Source organism: Nesterenkonia cremea (assembly GCF_014642675.1).
GTDB classification, from domain to species: Bacteria; Actinomycetota; Actinomycetes; order Actinomycetales; family Micrococcaceae; genus Nesterenkonia; species Nesterenkonia cremea.
On sequence record NZ_BMIS01000002.1, the window covers coordinates 36,220 to 48,776 of the forward strand.

Sequence of the window (12,557 nt, forward strand, 5' to 3'; positions counted from 1 at the left end):
CGCAGAGTGATGACTCGACGACTGCGACGTGCCCGTGGTGGTCGCTGGCTGTGGACCATCTGCCTGGCCGCCGTTTTGGCTCAAACGGCGTTGCACCTGATCCGCCCGGTCACCAGCTATAAGGTGTTGGATCTGGGTGGCACAGCCACGGTCATCGGGGCCATCACTGCTGCCTATGCGTTGCTGCCGGTTCTGGCGGCTTCTCAGGTGGGTCGACTCTCGGACAATCGCTCGCGGTTGGGTCCGTGGATGATCCTGGGCGTGGCCGTGATGGCCTTCGGCTCAGGCCTGCTGGTGCTGGCCTGGGGCATGACACTCATGATTATCGGTTCGGCGCTTCTGGGGCTCGGGCACTTGGTGTTGACCATATGCATCCAGGCGGTCATTGCCCGGCGTGCTGTCCACGGCGGGCTGGAGGCCGGCTTCGGGTGGTTCACCGCAGCGAACTCCATCGGGCAGATGATCGGCCCGTTGTTGGGAGGCTGGTTGGTCGATGTGGGCCCATCAGGTTTGGCCATCAATATGGCACTGCTGCTGGGTCTGGTCATCGCGCTGCTGAGCGTTCCAGTGATTGTGGCCGGGCGGCGCGAGTTCACCTTGCCAGTGCACGCTGAAGGTCCACAAGACTCTGCCTCGGGGCGCAGCAGCTGGTCTCTGGTGCGCATGCCGCGGGTCGGGGTGATCCTGTACTGCTCGGTGGGTTTCGTGGCGATGGTGGATATATTGGCCGCGTTCATGCCGCTGATCGGCGAGCAACGGGGAATCTCTGCCACGGTGATCGGGGCTCTTCTGGCGGTCCGGGGCGCAGCATCGGTGGTTTCCCGGGTGGTGCTGCCTTGGGCGGCTGATCAGTATCGCAATGAAACCTTGCTGCTCTCCAGCCTCCTCGGGGCGGCCGCCTGTTTCGCCACCATGCCCTTCGTGTTGGAGACCATGTGGCTGGCCGTGATGTTGACGGTGATCGGCGGTTTCACTCTGGGCATCGGCCAGCCGGTCACCATGGGGATGATCTCCACTGCCGTGCCCTACGATCGCCGCGGTCAGGCTCTGGCGATTCGGCTGATGAGTTCACGCGCCGGTCAAGTAGTGATCCCCCTGGGTGCTGGGGCTTACGCAGGTGTCCTCGGGCCTGTCGCCGCACTTCAGCTGGCTGTCTTCGTGCTCATCAGCGCAGCGGGAGTGTCAGCTTTCATGGTCCGTGGGAATCCGCCGGATGAGTAGGCACCGAGCGGCGAAATCTGGACAGAATGACATGACAGGAGATGAGATGGAAGACATTTCGGCGCTGCAGCTGGCGCTGTTCGATGGGGATGGAATCGGGCCTGAGGTAGTCGCTGCGACCGAGCGAGTGCTCGAGGCGGTCCTTGAGGCCGCACACGTGGCGTGGGAGCCGATTCGGACACCCATAGGCTTCGCTTCGCTGGAATCTGAAGGGACTACCTTCCCCGCCCGTGCCCTTCAGCTTGCACGCACAGCCGATGGGATGGTGCTCGGCCCGGTCTCACATCTGGACTACCCTGAGGCCACGGCCGGTGGGATCAACCCCTCTGGAACTTTGCGCCGTGAACTGCAGCTTTATGCCAATGTTCGGCCCGCACGGACCTATGACGGCGTTCCCTGGCCCGCACAGGGTCCCTTCGACCTGGTGATCGTCCGTGAGAACACTGAAGGCTTCTATGCCGACCGCACCATGCACATGGGTACCGGTGAGGTCATGCCTACCCCGGACCTAGCGATGTCCTACCGGAAGGTCACCCGCGAGGGGTCCCTGCGGATTGCCCGCCATGCGTTCGAGCTGGCGCTGCGTCGTCGTCGTTCGGTCACCGCAGTGCATAAGTCCAATGTGCTGCGGGTCAGCGACGGCTTATTCCTCGAGTGTGTCCGCCAGGTGGCTGCCGACTACCCGGATGTCGAGTATCAGGAGGAGCTGGTTGATGCGGCGGCTGCTCTGCTGATCCGGGATCCTGCCCAGTTCGATGTCATGGTCACGACCAACATGTTCGGCGATATCCTCTCCGACGAGGCCACTGAGCTCTCCGGTAGCATCGGCCTGGCTGCCTCCCTCAACGTGGGCGAACAGTATGTCATGGCCCAGGCGCAGCACGGTTCTGCGCCTTCCCTCGCCGGAAAGGACGTGGCGAACCCGGCTTCGCTCGTCGGATCTGCCGCAATGCTGCTGGCCCATCTGGGTCGTCGTCGTGGCCAGGAGGCATTGCTCCGTGCCGCCGCAGGCATCGAAGACGGACTCGAGCATCTGGTCACTTCACCTGAGACTCGTACGCGCGATCTTGGGGGCACACTGGGCACTCAGGAGTTCGCCGAGAAGGTGGCGGCAGAGGCGGCACAGCGGGTCGAGCAACGCTGAACGGGTGTTTGCCGGACGCGCGCTTGACACCATTCCGGATGCATTTGCCGCGGAGGGGTGGCGCACGCCGACCTCACCTCACCGCATTGCGTACCCCATTGTGGTGAATGCGCGGATCGTGTACTCCATTCACCACAATGGGGTACACGATCCGGCCGGCGCCGCCCTCAGCGGGTCTGCTTCTCCATGGCGATGGCCCTGCGCATGGTCTTCCGCGCCCGCGCCCGGTCTGAGGCCACGTCATAGGCGATCGAGAGCCGGAACCAGCTGCGCCAGTCCTCGGGGTTCGACTCCGCCTCGGCGGCATAGCGCTGGAACTGCTCATCGGCCTGGGTCTTATCCGCCCGGCCGCCGGGGGAACGCTCCACCGTGTCCTCGGGCAGGCCGTCCTCCGCGTCGAGGATCCGGCCCAGCCGCTCGGTCCTCCAACCGAAGGAGATCTCGCGCCAGAGCACCCACGCGCCGATGGCCACCAGCAGCAGCACGCCCACGCCGATCCCGCGGGCCAGCAGGTCATCCACCCGCAGGAAGCGGAATGCGCTGACCACCGCACCCACCAGGAAGATGGAGAGCAGGGCGATCATCACGCCCGTCCAGAACTTCGCTTTCACTCGGTGAGTCCTCTCCGGCCTAGAGGCCCAGGTCCAGGTAGCCGTCCAGCCCGTGGGTCAGACCCGGGCGGGAGGCGGCGGTGCGCAGGCCCAGCAGCACGCCGGGCATGAAGGAGGCGCGATCGAAGGAGTCGTGCCGGAAGGTCAGCTGCTCACCGGCCGAGCCCAGCAGCACCTCCTGGTGGGCCACCAGTCCGCGCAGGCGCACCGAGTGGACGTGGATGTCCTCCACCACGGCGCCCCGGGCGCCGCCGGGGTCTTTCTGTGTGGCATCAGGGGAGGGCCCGACGCCGGCCTCCCGCCGCGCCTGTCCCATCAGCTCCGCGGTCCGCGCGGCAGTGCCGGAGGGGGCGTCCACCTTACCGGGGTGGTGCAGCTCGATGATCTCGGCGGATTCGAAGTACTGCGCAGCTTTGGCCGCGAAGGCCGAGGCCAGCACGGAGCCCAGGGCGAAGTTCGGGGCGATCAGCACGCCGACCTGCGGGTTCTGCTCCAGCAGGGCCTCCAAGCGGGCCAGGCGCTCGCCGTCCCAGCCGGTGGTCCCGACCACGGCGTGGAGTCCGTTCTCCGCGGCGAAGCGCACATTGTCCTCGGTGACGTCCGGGACGGTCAGATCCACGATATGGGTGGCCCCGGCCTCCAGGACCTTCTTCAGCGAGTCACCGCGGCCCAGCGCGGCCACCAGCTCCATATCCTGTGCGTTCTCAACGGCCTTCACGGCCTCGGATCCCATCCGCCCTTGGGCGCCCAGGACGGCTGTACGAATGGCTGCATCACTCATGGGACCAGACTATCGCCCAGAGGCTTGTGTTCAGTTCTGTTGGATTCTGTTGGAACATGGTGTTTAATGAGGGCCGTCACATCTCAGATCAGACACCTCACAGATCAGCATCACACACCACAGACAGGAAGGATACGGCGTGCTGGCAGCTCAACGGCGAGCGGCGATCCGCAGTCTCATCGAGGCCGAAGGGGCCCTCAGCGTGGCCGACCTCTCGGGGCGCTTCGAAGTCTCCGATATGACCATCCGCCGCGACCTCGACGTTCTGGCCGCCGAAGGTCACCTGGCCAAGGTCCACGGCGGCGCGGTGGCCGCTGAGGAGACCGAACCCCACCGGCGCACTGAGGAGCCCGGCTTCGAGGCCAAGTTCCTCCAGCAGGAGGCCCAGAAGAACGCCATCGCGCAGGAGGCCCTCGCCCTGGTCGAACCCGGGATGTCCGTAGGTCTCTCCGCCGGCACCACCACCTGGACCCTGGCTCAGCGGCTGACCGCCGTGCCTGACCTGACCGTGGTGACCAACTCTCCGCGCATCGCAGACACCTTCCACACGGTCGGCGACAGCCAGATCGTGATCCTCACCGGGGGAGTGCGCACCCCCTCCGACGCCTTGGTCGGACCCCTGGCGGTGAACTCGCTGAAGACCCTCCACTTGGACCTGCTCTTCTTCGGCACCCACGGATTCTCCGCCCGCACCGGCTTCACCACGCCCAACCTGCTCGAGGCCGAGACCAACCAGGCCCTGATCGGCACCGCCCAGCGCTCCGTGGCCCTGGCCGACCACAGCAAATGGGGAGTGGTCGGCATCGCGACCTACGCCGCGTTGGACGAGATCCACACCCTGATCACCGACGCCGGTCTGGGCCGCCGCGCCCGGCAGGAGCTTGAAGAGCACGTGGAGCACGTGATCCTCGCCCAGGCCGGATCCGACCAGACCGCACCCGAAGCGCCCACCCCGAGGAGCCGTCCATGAATCTGACCCATGCCCATCTCGCCGACGGGCGCGACATCTTCTTCTTCGACGATGAGCCGCGCCAGCGCAGCGTCGAGGACCGCCGCGAGATCACGCGCCCCGAAGGCGGCAACGAGATGCGCTTCGACCCCTTCCTCCAGGAGTGGGTGGCCATCGCCGCGGCCCGGCAGAACCGCACCCACCTGCCCAGCAGCGACCAGTGCCCGCTGTGCCCCTCCACCGAGGAGCGCTTCAGCGAGATCCCGCAGGCCCAGTACGACGTGGCCGTGTTCGAGAACCGTTTCCCGTCCTTTCGCGGGGATCAGCCGGTTCCCGCCGATCGGCTGAGCACCGCCGACGCCGAGGAGGAGGCCGCCGGCCTGCTCCAGCCAGGCTCCGGCCGCTGCGAGGTCGTCTGCTTCACCGATGAGCACACCTCCCAGCTGGCGCAGGCCTCCACCACCCGCATGCGCACTGTGGTGGACGCCTGGGCCGCCCGCAGCGAGGCCCTGCTGCAGATGCCCGGCGTGGAGCAGGTCTACTGCTTCGAGAACCGCGGCGAGGAGATCGGGGTGACCCTGCACCACCCGCACGGGCAGATCTACGGCTACCCCTTCATCACCCCGCGCACCCGCCGGATCCTGGACTCCGCCGCTGACTATGAGCAGCGCCGGGGCTCGGACCTCTTCGCCGATGTGCTCGCCGCCGAGCAGGCCGACGGCAGCCGGATCGTCCGCCGCACTGAGCATTGGACCGCCTTCATCCCAGCCTGGGCCCGTTGGCCCCTGGAGCTGCAGATCTGGCCCAACCGGCCCATCGAGCGGCTTCCGGAGCTCACCGACGCCGAACGCGACGACTTCGCCGAGCTCTACCTGGACATGCTGCGCCGCGGCGACCAGCTCTTCAGCGGCCGGCTGCCCTATATCTCCGGCTGGCAGCAGGCCCCGCGCTCAGCTTCCGAAGGCCTGATGCGCCTGCACTGCCAGCTCTTCTCCATCCGTCGGGCGGAGAACAAGCTGAAGTACCTGGCCGGCTCCGAATCCGGCATGGGCGTGTTCATCAACGATATCGCTCCCGAGGAGATGGCCCAGCGCCTGCGCGACCTCGCAGGCAGCACCGACCGCGCAGAACAGGAAGCCTGAGATGGCCGAACAGCTGACACAGGGGACCTGGGCCGCCCCGGGCCGGGTCAACCTCATGGGCGAGCACACCGACTACAACGGCGGCTTCGTCCTGCCCTTCGCCCTGGGCCAGACCACCACGGTCGCCGCATCCCTCCGGCAGGACCGGACGGTCACCGTCCGCTCCACCCCCGACGACGCCGACCAGCCCAGCCCAGCCGTCGAGTTCAGCCTGGAGGGCCTCGCCCCCGGCGGCGTGGAGGGCTGGGCCGCCTATGTGGCCGGCACCCTCTGGGCCCTGGAGCAGGCCGGATACCGGGTGCCCGGCCTGGACCTGCAGGTGGACTCCACTGTGCCGGTGGGTGCGGGGCTCTCCTCCTCGGCGGCGCTGGAGTGCGCCGTCGGGCTGGCCGCCGCTGAGCTGGGCGGTCAGAGCATCGACCGCCTGCAGCTGGCCGGTCTGGCCCAGCGCGCGGAGAACGACTTCGTGGGGATGCCCTGCGGAATCATGGATCAGGTCGCCTCGCTGGCCGGGGCCGAGGGCCATGCCGTGCTGCTGGACACCCGCAGCCTGGAGGTGGAACAGGTGCCCTTCGCGTTGAAGGAGGCGGGCCTGTCCCTGATGGTCATCGACTCCCGCGCCGAGCACCGCCTGGTGGACGGCGAATACGCCGCCCGACGCCGCCAGTGCGAGCAGGGTGCCCAGCTGCTGGGCCTGCAGAGCCTGCGCGAGCTCAACGACGCCGGCACCACAGCCGAGCAGCTGGCTCACCGCCTGGAGGGCTTCACCGAGGACGAGGCCATCCTGCGTAGGCTCCGCCATGTGCTCACCGAGAACGACCGCGTCCTGGCCGCCAGGGACGCTCTGCGTGCCGGCCGGCCCGCAGACTTGGGTGTGATTCTCACCTCATCGCATGTCTCTCAGCGGGATGACTTCCAGATCACCGTTCCGGAGACCGACACCATGGTGGAGGCGCTGCTGGAGCACGGAGCCTTGGGAGCGCGCCAGGTCGGAGGCGGCTTCGGCGGATGCGTGATCGCCCTGGCGCCCTCCGAAGAGGTTCCGAAGCTGCTCGCGGCAGCCGAAGCCAATGCCAGTGACCGGGAGTACAGTAGGCCGCTGGCTCTGACGGCGCAGCCCTCATCAGGGGCTCGCCGCATCACCGATTGACGGTCCGGATCTGCAACACGGTCCGGACCTGGATCACGGTGTGGAACTGAACCTCAGAAAGACTCTCAACGAGGAGACCTTGGAATGACATCAGTACGATCGACATCGTCTGAGACGAACTCCGGAAGCGTGGCGTGGGTGGTCCTGGTGGCCGCCTTCGGCGGCTTCCTCTTCGGCTTCGACGTCGCCGTGATCAACGGCGCTGTCCAGCCGCTGCAGGAGGAGTTCGACCTGGGCGAGCTCAGCCTCGGCTTCGCCGTGGCCTCAGGACTGCTGGGCGCGATGCTCGGCGCGTGGGTCGGAGGGCCCATCGTGGACCGCATCGGCCGTGTGCGCTCGATGCAGATCGCCGCAGTCCTCTTCTTCCTCTCCGCCATCCTCTCCGGACTGGCCTTCACCGCCTTCGACTTCGTGCTCTGGCGCATCCTGGGCGGCATCGGCGTCGGTATGGCCTCCGTGCTGGCCCCGGCCTATATCGCAGAGGTCGCCCCCACTCGGATGCGTGGACGTCTGGGCTCGATGTGGCAGATGGCCATCGTGCTCGGCATCTTCTTCTCCGCCGTCTCCAACGCCTTCCTGGCCAATCTGGCCGGCGGTGCCGGATCGGAGTTCTGGCTGGGACTGGACACCTGGCGCTGGATGCTCATCGCTGAGGCTGTCCCGGCGCTGATCTATGGCCTGCTGGCCCTGTCCATCCCGGAGTCTCCGCGCTACCTGGTCGGTCGCGGCCAGGAGGATAAGGCACGCAGGGTCCTCTCCGAGATCGTGGGAATCTCCGGCCGCGAAGAGCTGGATCAGAAGGTCGCGGAGATCCGCGAGACCATCAACTTCGAGGCTCGGCAGAAGCTGAAGGACCTGATGGCCTCCGGCAAGATCATGCCCATCGTGTGGGTGGGCATCGGCCTGGCGGTCTTCCAGCAGTTCGTCGGCATCAACGTGATCTTCTTCTACTCGGACACGCTCTGGCAGTCCGTGGGCATCCCGGAGGAGCAGTCCCTGCTCATCCAGATCATCTCCACCTCGGTCAACGTGCTCTTCACCGTGGTCGGCATCGTGATCGTGGACAAGGTCGGCCGGCGCATCCCGCTGGCGGTGGGTTCGGCCGGCATGACCGTCACGCTGGGTGTGCTCGTGCTGGCCTTCAGCCAGGCTGAGGTCCAGAATGCCGCCGACGGCGCAGTGACCCTGCCCGAGCCCTGGAACCTGATCGCGCTGATCGCCGCGAACCTCTTTGTGGCCTTCTTCGCCGCCACCTGGGGTCCCTTCATGTGGCTGCTGCTGGGCGAGATGTTCCCCAACCGCATCCGTGCGGTGGCCCTGGGCGTCACTGCGGCGTTCAACTGGCTGGCGAACTTCGTCATCAGCCTGTTCTTCCCCTACATGGCCGAGCTGTCGCTGGTCTTCGCCTACGGCCTCTACGCCGTGGTCGCGCTGATCTCCCTGATCTTCGTGCTCAAGTGGGTCCCGGAGACCAAGGGCCGCGAGCTGGAGGACATGCAGGAGGGCGCCTACCAGCGTCCCGAGCGCTGATCGTCGGACCCGGGGTGATGAGCACCTGAGTGCTCCCTGAGGAGCTCAGGGACGTGGAGTTCAGGGACGTGGACCCGCCATGGAGGCGCTGGCCCGATGGGTCAGCGCCTCCAGCGGTCCTCGGCGCCTGAGCAGCACCTTGACCAGGCCCAGCCCCAGCGCTCCCAGCAGCATTCCGGTCAGGATCGTGGCCTCCCCGCAGTCCCGGAGGAGGTCGGGGGCGCCCAGGACCGGGCCGCCGTCGTCGTCGGTTCCCCTCCAGAGATGCAGGACGATCAGGTGGCCCACGTAGAGGCTCAGCGGCATCGCCCCTGCCCCGATCAGCGGGGCCAGCACCCATCTGAGCCGTTCGGTCACCAGCAGGCAGACGCCGAGCACCAGCATGGCGCAGCCGATGGTGTGTACCAGGTCCACTGTGGAGCCCTCATGCGGGGTCACCAGGCCGAACCACCCGGGGTCGGTCACCAGCGGCACCTGGTGGGTGCCGGTGAGCAGTTCGCCGCGCAGGTAGCGCTCCTGCAGCGGGAGATTCTCCAGGATGCGTGAGGCCACGCCCGGCATCATCAGTCGGCCCACCAGATACCCGGCCCCGGCCAGGATGGCTCCGAGGCCCACCAGGTTCAGCGCCGTGGAGCTGCGGTCCAGACGCAGCCTCCCGATGGCCAGCCCGGCGAAGAGATAGGCCGGCCAGATCAGCAGCGGGTAGTAGCCGGTCAGCGCCAGATCCATGCCGAGGACCGGGGAGACCGCCAGATCCCCGAAGCTGGGGGAGTGCCAGAGCCTCCACTCATGCGGGAAGCCCTCCAGCCGCTCACGCAGAGCGTTCTGCAGCCACCAGAAGGCCACCGGGGCGAACAGCACCCAGCCGGTGGCCACGGCGAACAGCGCCCGGGCGCCCAGGCGCAGAAAGGGCAGAGCCAGCAGGAACAGCAGTCCGTAGTGGACCAGGATGATGGCCACCCCGGAGTCCAGCATGGCCGCCCCCATGCCCAGGACCACGATCAGCCCGGCGCGCACGGCGATGACCTTCCGGTCCCAGGCCACCCGGGCGTTGGAGCGGTCGGCCTCGGGGCCGCCGGTCAGCAGGGCGATCCCCACTCCGGCCAGCAGGGCGAAGAGGGCGGCGGGGCGTCCGGTGAACAGCATCCCGGCCCAGGTGGGATCATCGGTGAGCTCATCGGTGGTGGGCAGAACGTGGACCGCCATCATGCCCAGCAGAGCCAGCCCGCGGGCCGCATCCACCCCCGAGATCCTCGAGCCCGCTCGGGAAGCGCGTCTGAGAGTGTCGGCTGACTTCACAGACGGTAGGCTACTGCCTATGGCAGGACACCACGAGCCCACGCATGACTTCGACCCTTACCTGGCTGAGGGCGAAGTCAAACACCCTGATCAGACAGACCCATACTTCGGTCACCTCATCACGGCCATGGTCACTCCGTTCACCAAGGAGGACGAGGTCGACTACGAGGCCTTCGAGGCGCTCGCCGATAAGCTCGTCAACGAGGGCAACGACGCCCTCGTGGTCTCCGGCACCACCGGAGAGACCTCCACGCTGGAGGACGACGAGAAGGAAGGCCTGGTCCGGGCCGCCAAATCGGCTGTGGGAGACCGTGCGAAGATCATCGCCGGCACTTCCACCAACCACACCTCCCATGACTTGGAGGTGGCCAAGCGTGCCGAGCGCGCCGGCGCCGACGGACAGCTCGTGGTCACCCCGTACTACAACAAGCCCAGCCAGGACGGCGTGCTGGCCCACTACACCGCAGTGGCCGACGCCGCAGACCTGCCGCTGATGATCTATGACATCCCCGGCCGCACCGGCATCCCGGTGGCCACCGAGACCATCCTCCGACTGGCCGAGCACCCCCGGGTGATGTGCCTGAAGGACGCCAAGAACGACATCACCGCCACCACTGAGGTGCTGACCAAGACGGACCTGGAGATCTACTCCGGCGACGACCAGAACGTCCTGGCCTGGATGGCCATGGGCGCGGCCGGCGTCGTCTCCGTCACCAGCCACGTGGCCGCACCGACGTTCCGTCGCATGATCGACTCGGTGCTGAACTATGACCTGAAGGAGGCGCGCATCGCCCACGGCGAGCTGGGCCCGGTCATCCGTGGCATGATGACCCGCGTCCAAGGTGCCGTCTCCTCCAAGCTGGCACTGAACTGGCTGGGCTTCGGCATCAACACAGACGTCCGGCTTCCGCTGGTGGAAGCCAATGAGCAGGAGAAGGAACTGGTTCTGGCCGACCTCCGCGAGGCTGGCTGGAACCTCTGATTTGAAGGAGAACACCTACGTGGCAGCAGAGCGCCTGATCACCCCGCCCAAGCTCAAGAACGGCACCATGCGGATCGTGCCGCTGGGCGGACTCGGGGAGGTCGGACGCAACATGGCCGTCTTCGAGCTGGACGGGAAGATCCTCATCGTCGACTGCGGCGTCCTCTTCCCGGAGGAGGAGCAGCCGGGCGTGGATCTCATCCTGCCCGACTTCAGCTACATCGAAGACCGCCTGGACGACGTCGTCGGCCTGGTCCTGACCCACGGTCATGAGGACCACATCGGTGCAGTGCCCTATCTGCTGCGCCGCAAGCCCGACATCCCGCTGATCGGCTCCCAGCTGACCCTCGCCCTGATCGAGGCCAAGCTGCAGGAGCACCGCATCAAGCCCTACACTCTGGCGGTGAAGGAGGGTGACGTCGAGGACCTCCACCCGTTCCAGTGCGAGTTCGTGGCGGTCAATCACTCCATCCCGGATGCGCTGGCAGTGTTCATCCGCACCGAGGCAGGCACCGTCCTGCACACCGGCGACTTCAAGATGGACCAGCTGCCCCTGGACGGCCGGATCACCGATCTGCGCCACTTCGCCAAGCTGGGCGAAGAGGGAGTGGACCTCTACATGTCCGACTCCACCAACGCGCACGTCCCCGGCTTCACCACTCCGGAGAAGGAGATCGGCCCGGTCATCGAGCAGGTCTTCGGCCGCTCCGAGCGGCGGATCATCGTGGCCAGCTTCTCCTCCCACATCCACCGCGTGCAGCAGGTGCTCGACGCCGCCGAGGCCCATGGGCGCCGGGTGGCCTTCGTGGGCCGCTCCATGGTGCGCAATATGGGCATCGCCGCCAAGCTGGGCTATCTGAACGTGCCCGAGGGCATCCTGATCGACATCAAGAAGGTGGATCAGCTTCCGGACAATGAGGTCGTCCTCATGTCCACCGGCTCCCAGGGCGAACCCATGGCGGCCCTGTCCCGCATGGCCAACGGCGACCACCAGGTCCAGGTGGGCGAGGGCGACACGATCATCCTGGCCTCCTCGCTGATCCCCGGCAACGAGAACTCGGTCTACCGGGTGATCAACGGGCTGATGAAGCTCGGTGCCGATGTGATCCACAAGGACAATGCCAAGGTCCACGTCTCCGGCCATGCCTCCGCCGGCGAGCTGCTCTACACCTACAACATCCTGCAGCCGAAGAACGCGATGCCGGTGCACGGCGAGACCCGTCACCTCATCGCGAACGGAAAGCTGGCTGAGGAGACCGGTGTGGATCCGGACCAGGTGCTGCTGTGCGAGGACGGCTCCGTGGTGGACCTGCGCGGCGGTGTGGCTCGCCATGTGGGTCAGGTCGAATGCGGCTATGTCTACGTGGACGGCTCCTCCATCGGCGAGATCACCGACTCCGACCTCAAGGACCGCCGCGTCCTGGGGGAGGAGGGTTTCATCTCCGTGATCACCGTGGTCAACCGTCAGACCGGCCAGATCGTCTCCGGCCCGGACATCCACGCCCGCGGTGTGGCCGAGGAGGACAAGGTCTTCAAAGACATCAAGTCCAAGATCGCCCGTGCCCTGACCGAGGCCATCCAGGACAACAAGGAGCACACCACCCACCAGCTCCAGCAGATCGTCCGCCGGACCGTCGGCTCCTGGGTCAACCGGAAGCTGCGCCGGAAACCGATGATCGTTCCGGTGGTCGTCGAGACCTGAGAGGTCCCGCGCTGATCGAGCACACCAACCTGGACGCAGGCCAAAG

The 12,557-nt window shown here is 66.8% G+C and carries 11 protein-coding genes; 8 read left to right on the forward strand and 3 right to left on the reverse strand.

Going from position 1 to position 12,557, the window contains the following annotated elements; all coding sequences use genetic code 11:
* Positions 1 to 9: 9 nt before the first annotated feature.
* On the forward strand, positions 10 to 1,221 hold the full coding sequence (locus IEW85_RS02415; RefSeq protein ID WP_188682549.1) for an MFS transporter: 1,212 nt from the start codon (positions 10 to 12) through the stop codon (positions 1,219 to 1,221).
* A gap of 46 nt (positions 1,222 to 1,267) precedes the next feature.
* Positions 1,268 to 2,365, forward strand: a complete 1,098-nt coding sequence (locus IEW85_RS02420) for an isocitrate/isopropylmalate dehydrogenase family protein (RefSeq protein WP_188682550.1) — start codon at positions 1,268 to 1,270, stop codon at positions 2,363 to 2,365.
* Positions 2,366 to 2,532: 167 nt separating this feature from the next.
* Here the strand turns inward: IEW85_RS02420 and IEW85_RS02425 are convergent, their stop codons facing one another.
* Both IEW85_RS02425 and dapB read right to left on the reverse strand, forming a co-directional pair.
* A complete protein-coding gene (locus IEW85_RS02425; RefSeq protein ID WP_188682551.1) occupies positions 2,533 to 2,976 on the reverse strand; it encodes a hypothetical protein in 444 nt (147 codons plus the stop codon).
* Between the two features lie 19 nt (positions 2,977 to 2,995).
* Positions 2,996 to 3,757, reverse strand: a complete 762-nt coding sequence (gene dapB, locus IEW85_RS02430; RefSeq protein WP_188682552.1) for a 4-hydroxy-tetrahydrodipicolinate reductase — start codon at positions 3,755 to 3,757, stop codon at positions 2,996 to 2,998.
* A gap of 139 nt (positions 3,758 to 3,896) precedes the next feature.
* Here dapB and IEW85_RS02435 point away from each other — a divergent pair, with 139 nt between their 5' ends.
* From IEW85_RS02435 to IEW85_RS02450, 4 genes are all read left to right on the forward strand, one after another.
* The gene (locus tag IEW85_RS02435) at positions 3,897 to 4,727 is read left to right on the forward strand and encodes a DeoR/GlpR family DNA-binding transcription regulator (RefSeq protein WP_188682553.1); all 831 of its coding nucleotides are present in this window, start codon (positions 3,897 to 3,899) and stop codon (positions 4,725 to 4,727) included.
* Positions 4,724 to 5,848 carry a galactose-1-phosphate uridylyltransferase gene (gene galT, locus IEW85_RS02440; RefSeq protein WP_188682554.1) on the forward strand — a complete coding sequence of 375 codons (1,125 nt, stop codon included), beginning with the start codon at positions 4,724 to 4,726 and terminating at the stop codon, positions 5,846 to 5,848. Before IEW85_RS02435 ends, galT begins: the two co-directional genes overlap by 4 nt.
* 1 nt (position 5,849) lies before the next feature.
* Positions 5,850 to 6,998, forward strand: coding sequence for a galactokinase (gene galK / locus IEW85_RS02445; protein ID WP_188682555.1), 1,149 nt, complete (start codon positions 5,850 to 5,852; stop codon positions 6,996 to 6,998).
* Between the two features lie 84 nt (positions 6,999 to 7,082).
* Complete coding sequence (locus IEW85_RS02450; RefSeq protein ID WP_188682556.1) at positions 7,083 to 8,528, forward strand: sugar porter family MFS transporter; 1,446 nt, start codon at positions 7,083 to 7,085, stop codon at positions 8,526 to 8,528.
* A gap of 60 nt (positions 8,529 to 8,588) precedes the next feature.
* On the opposite strand, the gene IEW85_RS02455 is transcribed toward IEW85_RS02450, so the two are convergent.
* On the reverse strand, positions 8,589 to 9,770 hold the full coding sequence (locus IEW85_RS02455; RefSeq protein WP_188682557.1) for a heparan-alpha-glucosaminide N-acetyltransferase domain-containing protein: 1,182 nt from the start codon (positions 9,768 to 9,770) through the stop codon (positions 8,589 to 8,591).
* A gap of 76 nt (positions 9,771 to 9,846) precedes the next feature.
* On the opposite strand from IEW85_RS02455, the gene dapA reads away from it, so the two are divergent.
* Positions 9,847 to 10,809 (forward strand): 4-hydroxy-tetrahydrodipicolinate synthase, encoded by a 963-nt coding sequence (gene dapA / locus IEW85_RS02460; protein ID WP_188682558.1) that lies wholly within the window; start codon positions 9,847 to 9,849, stop codon positions 10,807 to 10,809.
* Positions 10,810 to 10,876: 67 nt separating this feature from the next.
* Positions 10,877 to 12,511 carry a ribonuclease J gene (locus IEW85_RS02465; RefSeq protein WP_229658775.1) on the forward strand — a complete coding sequence of 545 codons (1,635 nt, stop codon included), beginning with the start codon at positions 10,877 to 10,879 and terminating at the stop codon, positions 12,509 to 12,511.
* The last annotated feature ends 46 nt before the right edge of the window (positions 12,512 to 12,557 follow it).